This is a genomic window from Actinomycetospora termitidis (assembly GCF_030286555.1).
Classification (GTDB): Bacteria; Actinomycetota; Actinomycetes; order Mycobacteriales; family Pseudonocardiaceae; genus Actinomycetospora; species Actinomycetospora termitidis.
This window is the reverse complement of record NZ_JASVWF010000001.1, coordinates 806,052-825,155: the sequence shown is the minus strand read 5'-3', so window position 1 is coordinate 825,155 and position 19,104 is coordinate 806,052. Positions and strand designations below refer to the sequence as shown.

Sequence of the window (19,104 nt, the reverse complement as noted above, 5' to 3'; positions counted from 1 at the left end):
GTGCGTTCACTCACAGCGGGGTCTGCCCACCCTCGTCTCGTACGGAGGCCGGGGCCCGCGGTGGCGGGCCCCGGCCCGGGTCATCACTGGATGGCGTTCACGGCGTCGGTCAGACGCTGCTTGAACTGCGCCGGCAGCGGGACGTAGCCCGCCTCCGGCAGACCCTGCTGGGCCTGGTCGGTCAGCGAGGCCGACAGGAACGCCTTGACCCCCTGGGCGGTCTGGTCGTCGGCGTAGTTGGAGCAGACGATCTCGTACGTCGCGAGCGCGATCGGGTAGGCGTTCGGCGCGCTGGCGGTGTAGAGGCTGTTCAGGTCGAGCTTGAGGTCGTTGCCCTGACCCGACACACGGACGCCGTTGATGGCGTTGCCGACCGTCTCCGGGGACAGCGCGACCGGCTGGCCGCCGCCGGAGTTGATCACGTTGGCGATCCCCAGCCCGCCGCGCTGCGCGAACGAGGCCTCGACGTAGGTGATCGAGTTCGGGGTGTTCTTCGTGGCGTCCGCGACACCCTGGCTGCCGCGGGCACCGGCGCCGACGCCACCCTGGAAGGTCTGCTCGGCCTCCTTGCCGTACGCGTTGTTCGACGCGGCGTTGAGGTAGCGCTGGAAGTTCTGCGTGGTGCCGGACTCGTCGGACCGGAAGTTCACGACGATCGGGTTGGCCGGGAGCGCGGCACCCTGGTTGAGGGCGGCGATCCGCGGGTCGTTCCACGTGGTGATGGTGCCGTTGAAGATCGCGGCGATGGTGGCGCCGTCCAGGTTCAGCGCCTGGAGACCGGGGACGTTGTAGGCGACCGCGATCGGGCCGAACACCAGCGGCAGGTTCCACGCCGGGGAGGCGCAGCGCGCCTGCGCGGTCGCGACCTCCGCGTCGGAGAGCGCCGAGTCGGAGCCGGCGAAGTCGGTCTGGCCGCCGATGAACTCGTTGCGGCCCGCACCCGAGCCGCTCGGGGTGTAGTTCAGGGTCTGGCCCTCGCAGGCGCCCTCGAAGTTGGTGACGAAGCGCGTGATGGCGTTGGCCTGCGCCGACGACCCGCTGGCCCGCAGGGACTCCTTGCCGCCACACGCGACACCGCCCGGGGCGGCCTGGCCGCCCTGGCCCTCGCCGCCTCCGTCGCTGCCGCAGGCGCTGAACAGGAGCGCCCCGGCCGCGATCAGACCGACCGCAGCTGCACGCCGCTGGAACCTCACAGAGATCTCCTGTCTCGTCCTGTGTCCGTCGCCGGGTGCCGGCGATCCGGGCAATTCGGCCGAGGCACGGACGCGCGACGGCCGGACGCGGACATTAGGCAGCCGGGGTGGACGACCGACCTTGACCAGGTGAACGCGGGGTGAACAGGCCCGTTGCGCGCCATCTGATGGGATTGACCCTGGTCACACCGTCTCCAGGAATCGACGGAGCGTGGTTGAACGCTCACGTAAAGCTGCTACGTGTCGGGCGGATGACCGGGAGGTGTCGCGCGTGGATCAGGTGGCGGGCAGGCGGTACGACACGTCCGTGGCGTCGACGACGAAGCCGAGTCGGCGGTAGGTCGCGACCGCGGGAGCGTTGTCCGCCTCGACGTAGAGGATCACCTCGTCGAGCCCGCGCCCGGCGAGGTGGTGGAGGCCGGCGAGCGTCAGCGCGCCGCCCAGCCCCCGACCCTGTGCGTCCGGGTCCACCCCGACGACGTAGACCTCGCCCATCGGTCCGCCGTCACGGGCGCCCTCGGGATGCCGCTTGGTCCAGTGGAAGCCGAGCAGGCGACCCCGGTCGTCCTCACGCGCGAGCAGGAACCCGGCCGCGTCGAACCACGGCTCCTGCTCCCGGCGACGCACGTCGTCCGCGGTCATCGCGCCCTGCTCGGGGTGCCAGGCGAAGGCCCGCGCGTTCACGGCGACGACCTCGTCCTCGTCGGCGCCCGGGCGGAACGCCATGATCGACACGCCCTCGACCGGCCGCTGCTCGGGCAGGGGTCCGGTCCCGGCCGGGCGGCGCATCATCCAGAGCTCGCGCTCGCGCTCCAGGCCGACGGCGGCGGCGAGCTCGGCGGACCCGTCGCGACCGCCGTGGGCCCACGCCCGGATCCGCCCCGGCCGTGCCACGTCGTCGCCCGCGACGACGGCCGCCAGGGCCCGCCCGAGGCCCGCCCGGCGAGCGCCGGGAGCGACGGCGAGCTCGACGACGACGTCGTCGAGATCGGCGGTGTCGACGTGCGCCCAGGCCACGACGGACCCGTCGTCGCCCCGGGCGACGAGGTGGCGGCCGTGGCCGGTCGGCGTGGCGAGGTCGAGCAGCGTCGGCTCGGAGAACGCGGCCACACCGTCGGCGCGTGCCACGTCCGCCGCGAACCGCTCCAGCTCGCCGCGCTGCGCCGAGGACGGCTCGATCCACTCCGGGGTGATCACCGGAGGGACGCTACGCCGTGGTCAGGCCCCGCCGGCCCAGGCCGCGGGCCGGACCACCCGGTCGTCGTCCCAGTCGCCCGGAGCGCCCGGACTGCCCGGCTCCTCGTCGTCGGCGGGCTCGTCGATCGCCACCGAGCCACGCCCGGCACCGCCGAGCACGCCGCGGACCGGCCGCACGAACTTGTAGCCGACGTTGCGCACCGTGCCGATCAGCTGCTCGTGCTCGGCGCCGAGCTTCGCGCGCAGGCGCCGGACGTGGACGTCGACGGTGCGCGTGCCCCCGAAGAAGTCGTAGCCCCAGACCTCCTGCAGCAGCTGCGCCCGGGTGAACACCCGACCCGCGTGCTGCGCGAGGTACTTGAGCAGCTCGAACTCCTTGTAGGTGAGGTCGAGCGGGCGGCCGCGCAGGCGCGCGGTGTACGTCGCCTCGTCGATCACCAGCTCGCCCAGGACGAGGGCGCCCTCGCCACCGGCCGCGTCGGTGGACCGGCGGGCGCGCAGCAGGCGCAACCGGGCGTCGATCTCCGCGGGGCCCGCGCCCGGGAGCAGGACCTCGTCCACGCCCCACTCCAGGGAGACGGCCACCAGGCCGCCCTCGGTGAGCACGGCGATGACCGGCACGTCGAGCCCGGTCGAACCCAGGAGGCGGCACAGGCTCCGGGCGGCGGCGAGGTCGTGGCGGGCGTCGACGAGGACGGCGTCGTGCGGTCCGGCGTCGAGCAGGGCGGCCACTTCGGGTGCGGCGGTCCGCAGCCCGTGGGGTAGCAGGGTCAGCGACGGCAGCACTGACGTCGGTTCGGGGTCGGCGGTGAGCAGCAGCAGCTCCACGCGAATCTCCCTCCACAGTCGTGGAGGAGACCTTAGCCCCGTTCACCGCGCCGTCACTCCGTCGCGCGTTGCATGTCACGTGGACCCCGCCCGGTCGGACGGTCCCGGGCCCTGCCCGCCCACGTGGAAGAGCGGTCGCGGGCACTGCCTACCGTGGTGCCGGCCGGGGACGGGCGGGTCCACGGCCGTGACGCCCGGCGTGGGAGGAGTCCGCATGACGGCGGCCGTCGTCACCCTCGTGGTGATCCTGGCGCTCGGGGCGGTCGTGACCGTGGTCGGGCTGCTCCTGCGCCGACGGAGCCGGCCGGGCCGGCCGGCCGGGCCGGTGGCCGCCGAGGGCGCCGCGGCCGCGCCGGAGGGCGCCGTCCCGGCACCGCGCCTGCCCGCCGACCTCACCGCCCGCGACGGCGGCCTCGTCCTGCTGCAGATCTCCTCCGCCTTCTGCACGCACTGCCGCGACACGCGCAGCGTCCTCGGCGACGTCGCCGCCGAGCTGCCCGGCCTGGTGCACCGCGACGTCGACCTCGCCGCCCGGCCCGAGCTCGTCCGGCTGCTCGGCGTCGCCCGCACACCGACGACCCTGCTGGTCGACGGGCACGGGCGCGAACTGCTCCGCGTCGACAGGGTCCCGCGGCGCGCCGCCCTGGTCACCGCGATCGAGCCGCACCTGCCTCGTCCGGGGCGATGAGCGGGGCCACCCCGTCGGCGCACCCGGCACGGGTGACCTGGACGGGGACCTTTCGGTAGCGTGGCGCGCGTGGACGAGGGCCTGACACGGCGGCGCGCGGTCGACCTGTGCCGTGTCGACAGCTGCCTGTGTCCCGGCGCCCGTCGCGCGGCCTAGAGCTCTGCCTCGTCCGTCCCCTCGTCGGACGGCCCCCGCGACGCCCGGTGTGTCCAGTTCCCCTGCGGCGCCGCGACGGTGCCGTCCATCTGTGATGAGGAGTCATTCATGAGCCGCCAGGACGCCCTGGTCACCGCCGACTGGGCCGAGGAGAACCTCGACGCGCCCGGCGTGGTGTTCGTCGAGGTCGACGAGGACACCAGCGCCTACGACGGCGGGCACATCCCCGGCGCCGTCCGGATCGACTGGAAGACCGAGCTGCAGGACCAGGTCCGCCGCGACTTCGTCGACAAGGCCGGCTTCGAGAAGCTGCTCTCCGCCAAGGGCATCTCGAACGACGACACCGTCGTCCTCTACGGCGGCAACAACAACTGGTTCGCCGCCTACGCGTACTGGTACTTCAAGCTCTACGGCCACACCGCGGTCAAGCTGCTCGACGGCGGCCGCAAGAAGTGGGAGCTCGACGGCCGCAAGCTCGACTCGGCCGTCCCGGAGCGTCCGCAGACCACCTACTCCGCGCAGGAGCAGGACCTCTCGATCCGCGCCTTCCGCGACGAGGTCGTCGACGCGATCGGCTCGAAGAACCTGGTCGACGTCCGCTCGCCCGACGAGTTCTCCGGCAAGCTCCTCGCGCCGGCGCACCTCCCGCAGGAGCAGGCGCAGCGCGGCGGCCACATCCCCTCGGCGCTCAACGTGCCGTGGTCGAAGGCCGCGAACGAGGACGGCACCTTCAAGTCCGACGACGAGCTGCGCAAGCTCTACGAGGCCGAGGGCCTCGACTCGTCGCGGTCGACGATCGCCTACTGCCGTATCGGCGAGCGGTCGTCGCACACCTGGTTCGCCCTGCACGAGCTGCTGGGCGAGTCCGACGTCAAGAACTACGACGGGTCGTGGACCGAGTACGGCTCGCTCGTGGGCGTGCCGGTCGAGACCGGAGATGGGAAGTCCTGATGTGCGGTGCCCCTGAGCAGACGGCCGAGATCCCCGCGGGGACCGACCTGACCAAGGAGTCGGTGCTGGTCGGCAAGGTCACCAACAGCGGCTCGCCGGTCGGCGGCGCGTACGTGCGCCTGCTCGACTCGACCGGGGAGTTCACCGCCGAGGTGGTGTCCTCGGCGACCGGTGACTACCGCTTCTTCGCGGCGCCGGGCAGCTGGACCGTCCGGGCGCTCTCGCGCTCGGGCAACGGCCAGGCCGACGTCGCGGTGGGCGGCCCCGGGCTGTACACCACCGAGGTGCCGGTGGGCTGAGACCCACGTCGTCGACACCCGTCCCGCCCCTCCCGGGCGGGGCGGGTGTTCGTCGTTAGGGTGGTCGGGTGGCCTGGGTCTACACGGTCCTCCTCGCCGCGACCAGCGCCGGGATCCTCTCCTACGCGCTCGTGCTGACGAGGCGGCTCTTCCGCGACGAAGCCCCCCGTGACGTCTCCGGGGGCACCTCGTGACCGAGGAGATGCCCGAGGGCCTCTCCGGCAACGAGGCCATCCGCGCCGCCGAGGAGCGCGCGGAGCACACGCGGGACGCGAACCGGCCGCAGTGGACCGACCTGCCGATCCCGGACGACACCGCGAACCTGCGCCTCGGCCCGGATCTGAACGACGCGCTCCTGCCGGTGCTCCCGCTCGTGGGCGTGTGGCGGGGGGAGGGCGAGGTCGTCTACCCGACGATCGACGGGCCCTTCCACTTCGGCCAGCAGATCACCGTGGCCCACGACGGCCGGCCGTTCCTCTCCTGGGAGGCCCGCGCCTGGCTGCTGGACGGGCCCGGCGGCGCCGTGGTCCGCCCGGCCGCCCGGGAGACGGGGTGGTGGCGCCCGCAGCCCGACGGGACGATCGAACTGCTGCTCGCGCACGCCACCGGCATCCTCGAGATGTACTACGGCTCCGCGCGGACCCAGACGTCGTGGGAGCTGTCGACCGACGCCGTCGTCCGCACGGCCACCGCGAAGGACGTACAGGCCGCGAACCGGCTCTACGGCATCGTCGAGGGCGACCTCTTCTACGTCGAGGAGCGGGCGATGATGGGCCAGGAGATGCAGCCGCACACCTCCGCCCGCCTGCAGCGCGTCGTCGGGTAGGTCGTTCCCGACGACGGGTCGGCCCCGGTGCGTGGCGACGCCGCGTCCTCGCGTCGCCACGCACCGGGGGTCAGCTCTCGGCAGCGAGCTCCGAGGTGTCCTCGGTGGCGTTCTGCGGGACCGGGGGCGGGACCGGACGCGGCGGCCCACCGGGCAGCGGGTACGGCGGCGGGCCGTAGGGCCCGCGGCGGGGCGGCTGGCCGGGCCACGGCCGCGACGGCCGGCCCGAGTTGGCGACGAGGTCGTCGAGGTGGCCCTTGACCTTCACCAGCTCGTCGAACACCGCGTCGCGCTGCGCCCGCAGGTCGGCCAGGGCGGCGCGGGACTCGGCGTGCTCGGCGAGCAGCGATTCCGCCGCCTTGCTCCGCACGAGGGCCGCCTCCTGCTCGGCGGCCTGCAGGATGCCGCGGAGCCGCTCGTTGAACGCCCCGACCTGGTCCGGGTCCTGTGCCGGGGGCGGCGGTGCCGCCGCGGCGGGCGAGCCCTCCTGGAGCGTGGCCGCGAGTTCGCGGCGCGGCGCCTCCGGCTCGGGCGTGGCACGGCGCCGCTCCCGGACCGCGAGCTGGGCCCGGAGCTGCGACACCATGCGCCGCAGGCCGGCCACGTGCTCGTCGACCTGTGCCCGGTCGTACCCCCGCAGCACCACGTCGAAGTGCGGGCCGTCGGCCTCCTCCGGCGCGTCCGGGAGATCCAGGTAGTGCTCGGCGTCGGGGGGAGTCCGCCCCCGCTCACCCGTCGTCATACATCACCTCGTCGCCTCGCCCGGTCTCGCTGGGTGACCGGGCCCCGCCGATGGTAGGGATCGATCCTGAGAGGGGCGAGACGCCGAACGGTCGCCGGTCGCGGCGCCGTCGCCCCTGACCGGCCTACCATCGTCGTGTGGACACCGAACTGCGGCAGACACTGCACCGCCGCGGCCTGCGCATGACGCCACAGCGCCAGCTCGTGCTGGACGCCGTCGCGGAGCTGGGCCACGCCACCCCGGAGGAGATCTGCACCAAGGTGCAGGAGATCGCCCCGGCGGTGAACATCACCACGATCTACCGCACGCTCGACCTGCTCGAGCAGCTCGGCATCGTGCGCCACACACATCTCGGGCACGGCGCGCCGACCTACGCGACCGGGGAGCACGAGCACGTCCACCTCGTGTGCCACCGGTGCGGGACGGTCGGCGAGGTCGACGCCGACCTGCTCGACGGTCTCGCGGGCGTGCTCGCGGCCGAGGCGGGGTTCACGCTGGACCCGACGCACGTGGCGCTGTCCGGGCTGTGCTCGCGGTGCGAGACGTCGGACTCGGAGGTCGACGCATGAACCGTTCCCCGCTGCTGGACACCTCCGGCGCGATCGGACACCCCGACGGCGAGGACGTGGACGCGCCCGACGCCGCCGTCGCCGCGCACTTCGGCGACCCGTTCGCCGAGCAGCGCTCCGCGAGCCGGAACGCGGTCGTGGTCGACCGGTCGCACCGCGGCGTCGTCGTGGTCGACGGCGCCGACCGGCTGAGTTGGCTGCACCTGCTCGTCTCCCAGCAGGTCGCGGACCTGCCCGAGGGTTCCGGCACCGAGGGCCTCGTCCTCGACGTCCAGGGCCGGGTCGAGCACCACGCCGTCATGAGCCACGTCGGCGGGCGGGTGTGGCTCGACGTCGAGCCCGGCACCGCACCCGCCCTGGCGTCCTACCTGGAGTCGATGACCTTCTGGTCGGCGGTGACGGTCCGCGACGCGACCGAGGAGTTCGCCGTCCTCTCCCTGCTCGGCCCGGACGTCTCCGAGGTCCTGACGGCGGCCGGGGTGGAGCTCCCCGCGGGCGACGCCGGTCCGCTGGGTGCCGGAACGCACGGCGGGGCGGAGCCGGACCCGGCGGGCGGCATCGTCCGCCGCAAGGACTGGCCGGAGCACGCCGTGGACCTGGTCGTCCCGCGTGCAGGCCTCGTCGACTGGTGGGAGCGCCTGCGCGGCGCGGGGGCGGCGCCGGCGGGCCTCGACGCGTTCGAGGCGCTCCGGGTGGCCTCGCTGCGCCCGCGGCTGGGCTCGGACACCGACGACCGCACGATCCCGCACGAGGTGGGCTGGATCGGCTCGGCCGTGCACCTGTCCAAGGGCTGCTACCGCGGCCAGGAGACGGTGTCGCGGGTGGCCAACCTCGGGCGCCCGCCCCGCCAGATGGTGCTGCTGCACCTCTCCTCGATGGAAGACGCCCTGCCGCCCCCCGGCACCCCGGTGCTGAGCGCCGAGGGCGGCCGGGCGGTCGGGCGGATCGGGACCGCGGTGCGCCACCACGAGCTCGGCGCGGTGGCCCTGGCCCTGGTCAAGCGCTCCGCCGTGAGCGGGGGCGCCGAGCTGTGGGTCGCCGACGACCGTGACGAGGGCACGCCCGGGCCCGCGACCGTCGACCCCGACTCCGTGCCGCCGGACACCGGTGAGCCGCCCGGGCGGGCCGCCGTGCGCCGTCTCCAGGGATGAGTTCCGGGCTCGTCTCCCGCGCCGACGTCGAGGCCGCCGCGGCGGTCCTCGACGGCGTGGTCGTGCACACCGCGCTCGAGCCGCTGCCGGCCGTCCCCGGGCTCCTGCTCAAGCGGGAGGACACCCAGCCGGTCGGCGCCTTCAAGCTGCGCGGCGCCTTCCACGCGGCGTCCCGGCTCGCCCCCGACGTGCTGGCCCGGGGCCTCGTCACGCACTCCAGCGGCAATCACGGCCGTGCCCTGGCCTGGACCGCGGCGCGGCTCGGGGTGCCCTGCACCGTCGTCGTCCCGGACGACGCCGTGGCCGCCAAGATCGAGGCGATGGCCGCGCTGGGCGCCCGGCTCGTCCCCGTGCCGCCGCCCGAGCGGCTCGCGCGCGCCGAGGCGATCGTCGCGGAGACCGGCGGCGCCCTCGTGCCGCCCTTCGACCACCCCGACGTCATCGCGGGCCAGGGCACCGTCGGGCTCGAGCTGGCGACGTCCGGCGTGGCGATCGACCGCGTGCTCGTGCCGGTCGGCGGCGGCGGGCTGATCTCCGGGATCGCGGCGGCGCTCGCCGGGACGGGCGTGTCGGTGATCGGGGTCGAGCCGGAGCTCGCCGGGGACGCCGCCGAGTCCAAGCGCGCGGGCCACCTCGTCGGCTGGGCCGCCCGCGACGTCGCCCGGACCGCGGCCGACGGCCTGCGGGCGCAGCGGCTCGCGTACCTGACGTGGCAGCACGTGGACGCCCTGGTCGACGACGTGGTGACCGTCGGCGAGGACGCCATCGCCGAGGCCGCCCGGGTGCTGCACGCCGCCGGGGTGCCGGCGGAGGCCAGCGGTGCGGTGACGACGGCGGGTGCGCTCACGCGGCCGGACCTCGTCGGGGACCGGACCGTGGCCGTCGTCAGCGGGCGGAACGCCGATCCGGCCTGGCTCGCGGCGGCGCTGGCCGCCTGACGTCCGACCGTCGCGACGACCGGCGCCCGCGCCGCGATGCCCGGTCGACGCGTCCACCGCCCCGGCGGGTGACATCGGACGGGTGTGTCCCGCACCATGGAGTCATGATCGAGTTCCGGCAGGGTGGTCGGCGGCGTCTCGACCGCGTCCTCGACCCCGGATTCCTCGCCGCGATCGGTGACCGTTCGCTCGACGAGCTCCGCGCCATGCGTGACGACGCGGCCCAGGAGGAGACCGACCTCTCCTACCTGCGCCGGCTGCTCCACGCGCGGATTGACATCGTGCGCTTCGAGGAGCACCGCCGGGCGAACGCGGGCGGGGACGGGGAGTCCTCGCTCGTGGAGGCCCTGCCCCGGATCCTCGCCGACAACGCGATCGGGCCGGCGGCCGGCCGCGGCCGGCACCAGACCGTCCAGCCCTCCCGCGCCGAGTCGCACCGGCGGCACGTCGAGGCCCTGCTCGCCGACACCGGGCTCTCCGACGTCGCCACCCTCTCCGACGCCGAGCTCACCGAGTCGGCCGAGGCCTACGCGGCCGAGGAGGGGTCGGTGTCCGACCACCGCATCCGCGTGCAGCAGGTCATGGACGCGTGCAACGACGAGATCGGGCGCCGGTACCGCGACGGTTCCGCGAGCATCGACGAGCTGCTGCGCCGAGAGCGCGAAGGCGCCTGACGCGCCGCGGGCCGACCGCTGCGAACCGAGCGAACGGCACCCTCGCAGCTTCTATGCGCGCGAGAGTGCCGTTCGCTCGATCGGGTCCGGCCTAGTTCGCGCGCTCCCGGATGGCCCGGCGGGCCCAGAAGTCCCGCAGCCGCCGGTAGCTCTCCATCGCCTTCTCCGCGTCGCCCTCGCGCAGCGCCTCCATCGCGGCGGTGACGTCCTCGGCGGACGTGTCCGCCGCGAGGGTCTCGTCGTCCATCAGCTGGACGAGGCCGCCGTAGTCCAGCTCGACCATCGACCCGCCGTCGAAGTGGCGCAGCCACCGCGCGGTGTCGCGCAGCACCTCCGCCGGCCCGCCCTCGCCGAGGGTGGAGCCCAGCAGTTCGGCCGCCGAGTCGGCCCGGGCGAGGGCGTCCGCCATCGGCACCCGCCAGTAGCAGCGGCGCCGCAACCCGGGATCGTCGGCCGTCGCCGCGTCGTCGTGGGCCAGCACCAGGACCCGGTCCGCCGCCTCCACGAGCACGAACCACGGCAGCGGCACCGTCCACGTCGCCGAGACGACGTGCGTGGCCCCGTCGCCGAGCTCCGCCACCACCGACTCGGCCCGCGACCGCACGGTGGACTCCTCGTGGTGCAGGGCCGCGGCCCGCAGGACGGGCGCCTCGGTCGAGAGGAAGCCGACGAGGGCGGCTGCGGCCCGGGGGCGCGTGTCGAGGGGGCAGACCAGCGTGGCGGGGCCGAACCGGGTCGGGGCCGGGGAACCCTCCTCGGCCGCGGGAGCGTCCGCGCCGTCGGCGAGCAGGACGTCCGCGGGCCCGTCCGTGGTGGACCCGTCACCGCGCTCGCCGGGCAGGAGACGCACCGGGACCCCGAGCTGTGCCCGGAGACACACGTCCCGTTCGCGGAGCCCCGCCCGGGTGACCGGGATCGCTCCGCGTGCCAGTCCGGCCCGCACAAGCTGGGCCAACGGCCCCGGGAGCGACCCCAGCGGCTCGTAGACACGGAGGTAGCAGACGAAGGGGGCGGGCACGGGCGCGATGGTGCCACGTCACGTCGCACGCGCGTTCGGACACACGGTATGGTGGTGTCACGAGCATTGCTATGAGATGAGGGGGGCCGCCGGTACCACCGGCCGCCCCCCGCCCTGGTCTAGGGGGTCATTGCCCATGGGACGCGGACGAGCCAAGGCGAAGCAGACGAAGGTCGCTCGCGAGCTCAAGTACAGCTCCCCCAGCACCGACTTCGACGCCTTGCAGCAGGAGCTGGCAAGCGGCGACCCGTTCTCGCGACGGGCGGTCGACGACGACGACCAAGTCGACTCGCGCTACTCCGAGTACAGCTACGACGAACGCTGATCCCCCGGGTGGTCCGTCCACCCGCGCGTGATCTTCCGGGCGTCCGGGCATCCCGCCCCGTTCCTCGTCCCATCCCGGGGCGAGGACGGGGCGCGATCGCGCGTGCCCTGGGGACACGACGGGAGACGGGGATGGCGAAGGCGTTCAGCAAGGGTGACCACGTGAAGTGGAACTGGGGTAACGGTGAGGGCGAGGCGGAGGTCGCCGAGGTCCACACCGAGCGGGTCGAGCGTCAGATCGACGGCAAGAAGCAGACGCGCAACGGCACCGACGACAATCCGGCGTACGTGCTGAAGCAGGACGACGGCCAGCGGGTGCTCAAGCTCCACAGCGAGCTGAAGAGCGCCTGACGTTCCCGACGACGGGTCCGTGCGCCGGACCCGTCGTCAGGAGTGCTCAGAATCGTGGGTGGTCGCCGTAGAGCGTGGCGCCGGGGATCTCCCCGCGGACGACCTCGCCCAGCACCCACGCGGGCACGTGGCGTGCGGTGAGCACGGCGAGGGCACGGTCGACGTCGTCCGGCGGGACGATCGCGATCATGCCGACGCCCATGTTGAACGTCGCCTCCATCTCGGCCCGCTCCACGCGGCCGCGGCCGGCGATGAGCTTGAACACCGGCGCCGGGGTCCAGGTGGTCCGGTCCAGGTCGGCGTGCAGCCCGTTCGGCATGACGCGCGCCAGGTTGGCGGTGAGTCCGCCGCCGGTGACGTGGGCGAAGGTCCGCACGTCGGTCTCGGCGGCGAGGGCGAGGCAGTCGCGGGCGTAGATGCGCGTGGGTACCAGGAGCTCCTCGCCCAGCGTGTGGCCGAACTCCTCGACGTGCCCGTCCAGCGACATCCGCCCGATCTCGAGCAACACCCGCCGGGCCAGCGAGTAGCCGTTGGAGTGCAGGCCCGACGAGGCCATGGCGATGACCTGGTCGCCCGCCCGCACCCGCTCCGGGCCCAGCACGCGGTCGGCCTCGACGACCCCGACACCGGTGGCCGACAGGTCGTAGTGGTGCGGCTCCATGACCCCGGGGTGCTCCGCGGTCTCCCCGCCGAGCAGGGCGCACCCGGCGATCCGGCAGCCCTGCGCGATGCCCGAGACGATCGACTCGACCTTGGCCGGGTCGAGCTTGCCGATCGCCAGGTAATCCTGCAGGAACAGCGGCTCGGCGCCGCACACCACGAGGTCGTCCACGACCATGGCGACGAGGTCGAGGCCGACCGTGTCGTGCTTGTCCGCGGCCTGCGCGACGGCGATCTTCGTGCCGACGCCGTCGGTCGAGGCGGCGAGCAGCGGCTCGGTGTAGCGCCCCGTCTTGAGGGCGAACAGCCCGGCGAAGCCGCCGATGCCGCCCATGACCTCGGGACGGCGGGTGGCGGCGGCGAGGGGCTTGATCCGCTCGACGGCCCGCTCGCCCGCGGCGACGTCGACCCCGGCCTCGGCGTAGCTCGCCGGGCCCGCTCCCGGCCCGGTCACGGGCGCGAGAGGGCGTCCTCGGCGCCGTAGCCGGGGGTGGTGCGCGACAGCGGGAGCCGGACGGGCGCGTTGCTCGTCCCGTCCGGGGTGTTGGGCATCGGCACCCCGGCGCGCGCCCCGTTCTGGTGCACGACGTTGCCGGAGTCGCCGCAGGCGGTGCCGTCGACGTCCTCGAGCAGGTGCTTGCCCACCATCGCCTCCTCCGGCAGGGGGATCGGGTACTCGCCGGAGAAGCAGGCGGTGCACAGGCGAGACCGCGGCTGCTCGGTGGCCGCGATCAGGCCCTCCGACGACACGTAGCCCAGGCTGTCGGCGCCCACCGAACGGCGGACGCCCTCGTTGTCCAGGCCGTTGGCGATCAGCTCGGCCCGCGAGGCGAAGTCGATGCCGTAGAAGCAGGGCCAGCGCACCGGCGGCGAGGCGATCCGGACGTGCACCTCCACCGCCCCGGCCTCGCGCAACATGCGGACCAGGGAGCGCTGGGTGTTGCCGCGCACGATCGAGTCGTCGACCACCACGAGGCGCTTGCCCCGGATGACCTCGCGCAGCGGGTTGAGCTTCAGCCGGATGCCGAGCTGGCGGATCGTCTGGGACGGCTGGATGAAGGTGCGCCCGACGTAGGCGTTCTTCACCAGGCCCATGCCGTAGGGGATGCCGGACGCCTCGGCGTACCCGACCGCGGCGGGCGTGCCGGACTCCGGGACGGGGATGACGAGGTCGGCCTCGACCGGGTGCTCCTTGGCGAGCTTGCGCCCGATCTCGACGCGGGTGGAGTGCACCCCGCGGCCGGCGATCGAGGTGTCCGGGCGGGCGAGGTAGACGTACTCGAAGACGCAGCCCTTGGGTTCGGGCGCCGCGAACCGCGACGAGCGCAGCCCGTCGTCGTCGATCGCGAGCAGCTCACCGGGCTCGACCTCGCGGACGAACGAGGCGCCGACGATGTCCAGTGCCGCGGTCTCGGAGGCGACCACCCAGCCGCGGTCGAGGCGCCCGAGCACCAGCGGGCGGACACCGTGCCGGTCGCGGGCGGCGTAGAGCGTGGTCTCGTCGCAGAACGCGAGGCTGAACGCACCCCGGAGGTCGGGCAGCAGGCGCAGCGCCGCCTCCTCGACCCCGAGATCGGCCGCGGACTCGGCGAGCAGGGCGGTCACGACGTCGGAGTCGGTGGTCGCACTCACCCGGCCGCGGGAGGGCGAGCTCTCGGCCCGCCGGGCGACGAGCTCGGCGGTGTTGACGAGGTTCCCGTTGTGGCCGAGGGCCAGACCGGTGCCCGCGGGCGTCGTTCGGAACGTCGGCTGGGCGTTCTCCCAGGTGGGCGACCCGGTCGTCGAGTAGCGGGTGTGGCCCACGGCCATGTACCCGCGCAGCGAGGACAGCGTCTGCTCGTCGAAGACCTGGCTGACGAGACCGAGGTCCTTGAACACGACGATCTGCCGGCCGTCGGACACGGCGATGCCCGCCGCCTCCTGCCCGCGGTGCTGCAGGGCGAAGAGGCCGAAGTAGGTGAGCTTGGCGACCTCCTCGCCGGGCGCCCACACCCCGAAGACGCCGCACTCCTCGTGCGGGACGTCGTCCTTCTGTGCGGATGCCGACGGACCGGGATCGGCTACGACCACCGAGGGGCTCCTCGAGACGGGGGCGGGACGCGCCCCCACGATACGTGGGTCGGGGCCCGACGAGGAGCCGCCGCGGCCGACGAGGGGTGAGCCTGACGACACCGTGACCTCACGGCGCGGAGGAGGTGGCCCGTCCGTCGACCGCCCGCGGCCCCGGCCAGGTCGGGGCGTCCGGATCGCGCAGGACGTCCCCGATGTCCTCGCGGGGCAGGGCCGCGGCGAACAGCCAGCCCTGCCCCTCGTCGCACCCGAGGCGACGGAGCCGGCCGGCCTGGGCGGAGGTCTCGACGCCCTCGGCGCACACCGTCATCCCGAGCGCGTGCCCGAGGTCGACCAGGGTCCCGACGATGCGCTCGTCGACGATGTCGGAGACGTCCTCCGCGCGCAGCCGCTCGCCGAACGACCCGTCGAGCTTGATGACGTCGACCGGCAGGGTGCGCAGGTAGGACAGGCTCGAGTACCCGGTGCCGAAGTCGTCGATCGCGATCCGCACGCCGAGCGCCCGCAGGCCGTCGAGGGTCTTGAGCGGAGCACCCTCGTCGGTGGTCAGCGCGCGCTCGGTGAGCTCGATCTGCAGCAGGCGCGCCGGCAGCCCGGTCTCGGCCAGGACCGCCTCGACGTCGGCGAGCAGCGAGAGCTCGTGCAGCTGGCGCGGGGCGACGTTGACCGAGACGAAGGGGGCGTCGTCGCCGAACTCGTCGTACCAGCGCCGCGCGTCCCGGCAGGCCCGCCGCAGCACCCAGTGCCCGAGCGCGACGATGGCCCCGGTCTCCTCGGCCAGCCCGATGAAGCGACCCGGGCCGAGCACCCCCAGGCGCGGGTGGTGCCAGCGGACGAGCGCCTCGACCCCGCGCATGCCGTGGTCGGCCATCGACACCAGCGGCTGGTAGAGGACGAAGAACTCCTCGCGCTCGATCGCGGTCGGCATCGCGGCCGAGAGCGCGAAGCGGGTGATCTCGGCCTCGTCGCGGTGCGGGTCGTGCAGCGCCCACCGGCCCCGCCCGTCCGCCTTCGCCGAGTAGAGCGTGATGTCGGCCGCGCGCATGAGCTCCGAGGCGTCCCCGCCGACGACGGGTCGCTCGACGATGCCGATGCTCGCGGAGACCGCGAGCTCCTGGCCCGCGAGCTCGAGCGGCTCGGCGAGGGCGGCGAGGACGCGTTCGGCGAGGTCCACGAGCTGCTCGACGCCGCGGGAGTTCTCCACCAGGACGACGAACTCGTCGCCGCCCATGCGGGCCACGAGCTCGCCGTCGGCGGCCTGCTCGGCCAGCCGGTCGGCCACCGCCTGGAGCATCGAGTCGCCGACCTCGTGGCCGAGGGAGTCGTTGACCGCCTTGAAGCCGTCGAGGTCGAGGAAGCACAGCCCCACGCGCCGCGTCGAGCCCGCCGGCGTCGTCGAGAAGATCCGGTCGACCCGGTCGGAGAACAGCGCGCGGTTGGGCAGCGTCGTCAGGGTGTCGTGGTAGGCCTGGTACTCGAGGTGGGACTGCAGCTCGTGCCGCTCGGTGACGTCCTCGAGCATGGCGACCTGGTAGGAGGGCCGCCCGCGCTCGTCGCGGACCAGCGAGAGCGTCAGGTTGCAGATGATCTCCTCGCCGTCCTTGCGGTAGAACCGCTTCTCGATGCGGAAGTTGTCGAGCTCACCGGCGAGCAGCCGCTCGTAGAGCACCCACACCGACGGCAGGTCCTCCGGGTGGGCGAGCTCGCCGACGGTGAGCCGCCGCATCTCCTGGGCGGTGTAGCCGAACATCTGGGTGAGGGCGGGGTTCACCTCGACGATGCGGCCCTGCATGTCCCCGAGACCGATGCCGATGGCGGCCTCGTAGAACATCGCGCGGAACCGGGCCTCGCTCGCGTGCAGCGCCTGCTCGGTCTGGTGCCGGGCGACGATCACCGCCCGGCGGATCGCCTCCTGCTCGTCGAGCGTCCGGTCCCGCAGCGTCGTGGCGTAGCCCGCGGCGAGGGCGCCGACGAGGGCCAGCACGTCCTCCCGCAGGTCCTCGCCGAGCAGCTCGGGGAGCCGAGCCCCGAGCAGCATCAACGTCCGCTCGACGGTCGACGGGCCGGTGAAGTGGGCATGGACGAGGCGTCGACCGGCGTCGTGGCCGGCGGCGGTGCGGGCGGGCCGCGTGCGCAGGGCCCCGACCAGGTCGACGCTGATCTCGGTGAGGTACTCGACGAGCTCGTCGGATCCCATCGGCACGTAGCTCGTGCCCTCGACCTCGTCGGCCCACTCGCGGGCGAGGACCTCGACCGCGGCGTCGTCCTCGGCCGACAGCTCGACGACGGCCGAGGCGACCTCCGGGTCGGCCTCCGGGTCGGCCTTCGCGACGGCGGGTGCGGCCGGTTCCCCGGCCCGGCGGACGGGCCCCGGAGGGCCCGGGGGCGGCACGGTGGCCGCCCGGCGACGGTCGGCGGAACGCGGCGGCCCCGCCGGGCGGGGTGGTCCGGCGGTCCCGGGGAGCCCGGGAGCGTCGGAGTGGGCCCAGATCTCAGTCACGGCGACCCACCCCCGCGTACCCCGGCAACCGCTCCGCGCCCTCGCCGACCGGGTGGTCCGGCCGCCAGAGGGAGAACCACACCAGGCCGGGCTCCACCAGGGAGAACCCGTCGAAGAACCGCAGCACCTCGGCGTGCGGGCGCATCGACATCGGGGTGTCCGTCCGGCGGTAGAGCGCGACGTGGTCGACGGCCCGCTCCGGGACGCCGTCGGCGGTGGCGTGGCTGAGGACGAGGTGGCTGCCGGGCGCCAGCGCGTCGCGGTAGCGGCCGATGACGTCCCTCGGGGCACGGGTGTCCGGGACGAAGTGCAGCAGGGCCACCGCGAGGAAGGCCACCGGCCGCCCGAGGTCGAGGATCCCGCGCGTGACCGGGTCCCCGAGCACGGCGTCGACGTCGCTGAAGTCGGCCTGGACGACACCGGTGCGGTCGTCGTCGGCGAGCAGCGCGACCGAGTGCGCGACCGCGACCGGGTCGACGTCCACGTAGACGACCCGGGCGTCCGGGTTCTCGAGGCGGGCGACCTCGTGGACGTTGCCCGCGGTCGGGATGCCGGACCCGACGTCGAGGAACTGGTCGATGCCGAGGGCGGCGCAGTAGCGGACCGCCCGCCGCATGAAGGCCCGGTTGCCCTGCATGATGCGCGGCAGGTCGGGCCAGTCGGCGATGGCCTGCCGGGCCATCTCGCGGTCGACCGCGAAGTTGTGGCTGCCGCCGAGGTAGTAGTCGTAGACGCGCGCGGCACTGGGGCGGTCGATGTCGACCTCCCGCGGAGCCCAAGCCGGTCGCGTCACCCCGTCACCATCCTCCGTCGGGGCGAGCATACGGACCTCGCCACGCCTGCGGACGGCGTCGCTCGACCGGACGAGCGACTCAGGGCGGGTCGACCAGCGGCAACGACGCGGCGACCTGCCCGGCCCGGTGTCCGGAGGCCGAGAGGGCGCCGGACGCGAGCGCGTCCGCGAAGGTGCGGCGGCCGAGCGCGAGGGCACACCACGTCCGCGGATCGGTCTCCACCACGTTGGGTGGAGTCCCACGCGTGTGACGGGGGCCATGAACGCAGTGTACTGCTCCGAATGGAGGAACCCGAACCTCGACGCTGCGACCGGGAGCGACCTGCTCCAGCGCCGCGAGGGACAACCGCACCGCAGCGGCACGGTCCGGACGTGGTGGATCGGGCGCGGAGGGATCGTCGACCCAGTCGACGACCGCCAGCAGGGCGGCACGGACCTCGGCGGGCTCGGGGGGACGGCGGCTGGGCATGGTGTGTGTGAATGTAGGCGCCGTGATCCGCCGCGCGCTCGGAGTCGTCGTCCTCGGGGTGCTCGCGGCGTGGGGGCGCGGCCTGGTGGCCGCGCAGACGATGGAGGCCGACCACGCCGCCTACTGGCGCCGACGGCGCCGCTCGCCGGGGTCGCTGACGCTGGTGGCCCTCGGGGACTCGCTCGCCCAGGGGATGGGGTCGACCGACCCGTCGTCGTCGTGGGCCGGGCGTCTGGCGGACGCTCTGGAGGCCCGTTCCCGACGGCGGGTACGGGTGGTGTGTCTCGGGGTGGTCGGGGCGACGGCGGCCGACGTCCTGCGCGACCAGGTGCCGGCGCTGCCGGAGGCCGACCTGGTGGCGCTCGGTGTCGGGACGAACGACGCGGCGCAGGGGGTGCCGCCGGAGGAGTTCCGCGCGACGTTCACCGCGCTCTGCGCCGCGCTCCCCGCGGGCTCGTTGGTCGCCGACGTCCCGGACCTGCAGCGGGGTCGCCCACGCCGCGCCGGGATCGAGCTCGCCGCGGTGGCCCGGGAGGTGATCGCCGGGTTCCCGGAGCTGCGCCCGGTGGAGCTGGAGGCGGCGACGCACCGGATGTGGCCGTGGCAGTTCGGGCCGGACCTCGCGCACCCGAACCGCCTGGGCTACCGGCGGCACGCCCGGGCGTGGATCGCGGCGCTCGGCTGAGCAGCCGCGCGCTCGTCGTTGC

At 74.3% G+C, this 19,104-nt stretch carries 23 protein-coding genes; 13 read left to right on the top strand and 10 right to left on the bottom strand.

Annotated elements, in window-relative coordinates; all coding sequences use genetic code 11:
• Window positions 1-83: 83 nt before the first annotated feature.
• From pstS to QRT03_RS04005, 3 genes are all read right to left on the bottom strand, one after another.
• Entirely contained in the window at window positions 84-1,193 is a 1,110-nt protein-coding gene (gene pstS / locus QRT03_RS04015) for a phosphate ABC transporter substrate-binding protein PstS (RefSeq protein ID WP_286051213.1), read from the bottom strand.
• Between the two features lie 276 nt (window positions 1,194-1,469).
• A complete protein-coding gene (gene mshD / locus QRT03_RS04010; RefSeq protein WP_286051212.1) occupies window positions 1,470-2,390 on the bottom strand; it encodes a mycothiol synthase in 921 nt (306 codons plus the stop codon).
• A 21-nt stretch (window positions 2,391-2,411) separates the two neighbouring features.
• Window positions 2,412-3,224 carry a winged helix-turn-helix transcriptional regulator gene (locus tag QRT03_RS04005; protein WP_286052043.1) on the bottom strand — a complete coding sequence of 271 codons (813 nt, stop codon included), beginning with the start codon at window positions 3,222-3,224 and terminating at the stop codon, window positions 2,412-2,414.
• 208 nt (window positions 3,225-3,432) lie between these two features.
• Between QRT03_RS04005 and QRT03_RS04000 the strand changes: the two genes are divergently transcribed.
• The 6 genes from QRT03_RS04000 (at window position 3,433) to QRT03_RS03980 (ending at window position 6,138) form a co-directional block, all read left to right on the top strand.
• Entirely contained in the window at window positions 3,433-3,906 is a 474-nt protein-coding gene (locus tag QRT03_RS04000; RefSeq protein WP_286051211.1) for a TlpA family protein disulfide reductase, read from the top strand.
• A 60-nt stretch (window positions 3,907-3,966) separates the two neighbouring features.
• Window positions 3,967-4,062 (top strand): putative leader peptide, encoded by a 96-nt coding sequence (locus QRT03_RS32140; protein WP_373696099.1) that lies wholly within the window; start codon window positions 3,967-3,969, stop codon window positions 4,060-4,062.
• Window positions 4,063-4,170: 108 nt separating this feature from the next.
• A complete protein-coding gene (locus tag QRT03_RS03995; protein WP_286051210.1) occupies window positions 4,171-5,013 on the top strand; it encodes a sulfurtransferase in 843 nt (280 codons plus the stop codon).
• Window positions 5,013-5,312: a DUF1416 domain-containing protein gene (locus QRT03_RS03990; RefSeq protein ID WP_286051209.1), complete on the top strand. Its 300-nt coding sequence runs from the start codon at window positions 5,013-5,015 to the stop codon at window positions 5,310-5,312. Before QRT03_RS03995 ends, QRT03_RS03990 begins: the two co-directional genes overlap by 1 nt.
• A gap of 68 nt (window positions 5,313-5,380) precedes the next feature.
• The gene (locus tag QRT03_RS03985; RefSeq protein ID WP_286051207.1) at window positions 5,381-5,506 is read left to right on the top strand and encodes a hypothetical protein; all 126 of its coding nucleotides are present in this window, start codon (window positions 5,381-5,383) and stop codon (window positions 5,504-5,506) included.
• An 8-nt stretch (window positions 5,507-5,514) separates the two neighbouring features.
• Window positions 5,515-6,138 (top strand): heme-binding beta-barrel domain-containing protein, encoded by a 624-nt coding sequence (locus QRT03_RS03980; protein WP_286052042.1) that lies wholly within the window; start codon window positions 5,515-5,517, stop codon window positions 6,136-6,138.
• A gap of 70 nt (window positions 6,139-6,208) precedes the next feature.
• Here the strand turns inward: QRT03_RS03980 and QRT03_RS03975 are convergent, their stop codons facing one another.
• Window positions 6,209-6,880, bottom strand: a complete 672-nt coding sequence (locus QRT03_RS03975) for a hypothetical protein (protein ID WP_286051205.1) — start codon at window positions 6,878-6,880, stop codon at window positions 6,209-6,211.
• Between the two features lie 137 nt (window positions 6,881-7,017).
• On the opposite strand from QRT03_RS03975, the gene QRT03_RS03970 reads away from it, so the two are divergent.
• The 4 genes from QRT03_RS03970 (at window position 7,018) to QRT03_RS03955 (ending at window position 10,212) form a co-directional block, all read left to right on the top strand.
• Window positions 7,018-7,449 carry a Fur family transcriptional regulator gene (locus tag QRT03_RS03970; RefSeq protein ID WP_286051204.1) on the top strand — a complete coding sequence of 144 codons (432 nt, stop codon included), beginning with the start codon at window positions 7,018-7,020 and terminating at the stop codon, window positions 7,447-7,449.
• Window positions 7,446-8,600, top strand: a complete 1,155-nt coding sequence (gene ygfZ, locus QRT03_RS03965) for a CAF17-like 4Fe-4S cluster assembly/insertion protein YgfZ (protein ID WP_286051202.1) — start codon at window positions 7,446-7,448, stop codon at window positions 8,598-8,600. The genes QRT03_RS03970 and ygfZ overlap by 4 nt, the downstream gene beginning before the upstream one ends.
• A complete protein-coding gene (locus QRT03_RS03960; protein ID WP_286051201.1) occupies window positions 8,597-9,538 on the top strand; it encodes a threonine ammonia-lyase in 942 nt (313 codons plus the stop codon). The genes ygfZ and QRT03_RS03960 overlap by 4 nt, the downstream gene beginning before the upstream one ends.
• Window positions 9,539-9,642: 104 nt before the next feature.
• Window positions 9,643-10,212, top strand: coding sequence for an RsiG family protein (locus QRT03_RS03955; RefSeq protein ID WP_286051199.1), 570 nt, complete (start codon window positions 9,643-9,645; stop codon window positions 10,210-10,212).
• A gap of 91 nt (window positions 10,213-10,303) precedes the next feature.
• On the opposite strand, the gene QRT03_RS03950 is transcribed toward QRT03_RS03955, so the two are convergent.
• Complete coding sequence (locus QRT03_RS03950; RefSeq protein ID WP_286051198.1) at window positions 10,304-11,230, bottom strand: DUF8083 family protein; 927 nt, start codon at window positions 11,228-11,230, stop codon at window positions 10,304-10,306.
• A 136-nt stretch (window positions 11,231-11,366) separates the two neighbouring features.
• Between QRT03_RS03950 and QRT03_RS03945 the strand changes: the two genes are divergently transcribed.
• Together QRT03_RS03945 and QRT03_RS03940 are read left to right on the top strand one after the other, a co-directional pair.
• Window positions 11,367-11,555: a DUF3073 domain-containing protein gene (locus tag QRT03_RS03945; protein ID WP_286051197.1), complete on the top strand. Its 189-nt coding sequence runs from the start codon at window positions 11,367-11,369 to the stop codon at window positions 11,553-11,555.
• 131 nt (window positions 11,556-11,686) lie between these two features.
• A complete protein-coding gene (locus tag QRT03_RS03940; RefSeq protein WP_286051196.1) occupies window positions 11,687-11,905 on the top strand; it encodes a hypervirulence associated TUDOR domain-containing protein in 219 nt (72 codons plus the stop codon).
• 46 nt (window positions 11,906-11,951) lie between these two features.
• Here the strand turns inward: QRT03_RS03940 and purM are convergent, their stop codons facing one another.
• The 5 genes from purM to QRT03_RS03915 form a co-directional block, all read right to left on the bottom strand.
• Window positions 11,952-13,019, bottom strand: a complete 1,068-nt coding sequence (gene purM, locus QRT03_RS03935; protein WP_286051195.1) for a phosphoribosylformylglycinamidine cyclo-ligase — start codon at window positions 13,017-13,019, stop codon at window positions 11,952-11,954.
• Window positions 13,016-14,635 (bottom strand): amidophosphoribosyltransferase, encoded by a 1,620-nt coding sequence (gene purF / locus QRT03_RS03930; protein WP_286051194.1) that lies wholly within the window; start codon window positions 14,633-14,635, stop codon window positions 13,016-13,018. The genes purM and purF overlap by 4 nt, the downstream gene beginning before the upstream one ends.
• 109 nt (window positions 14,636-14,744) lie before the next feature.
• Complete coding sequence (locus QRT03_RS03925; protein ID WP_286051193.1) at window positions 14,745-17,135, bottom strand: putative bifunctional diguanylate cyclase/phosphodiesterase; 2,391 nt, start codon at window positions 17,133-17,135, stop codon at window positions 14,745-14,747.
• On the bottom strand, window positions 17,128-17,928 hold the full coding sequence (locus QRT03_RS03920; RefSeq protein ID WP_286051191.1) for an SAM-dependent methyltransferase: 801 nt from the start codon (window positions 17,926-17,928) through the stop codon (window positions 17,128-17,130). Before QRT03_RS03920 ends, QRT03_RS03925 begins: the two co-directional genes overlap by 8 nt.
• Window positions 17,929-18,007: 79 nt before the next feature.
• Window positions 18,008-18,397: a sterol carrier family protein gene (locus QRT03_RS03915; protein WP_286051190.1), complete on the bottom strand. Its 390-nt coding sequence runs from the start codon at window positions 18,395-18,397 to the stop codon at window positions 18,008-18,010.
• Window positions 18,398-18,419: 22 nt separating this feature from the next.
• Between QRT03_RS03915 and QRT03_RS03910 the strand changes: the two genes are divergently transcribed.
• A complete protein-coding gene (locus tag QRT03_RS03910; protein ID WP_286051189.1) occupies window positions 18,420-19,082 on the top strand; it encodes an SGNH/GDSL hydrolase family protein in 663 nt (220 codons plus the stop codon).
• Window positions 19,083-19,104: the final 22 nt, after the last annotated feature.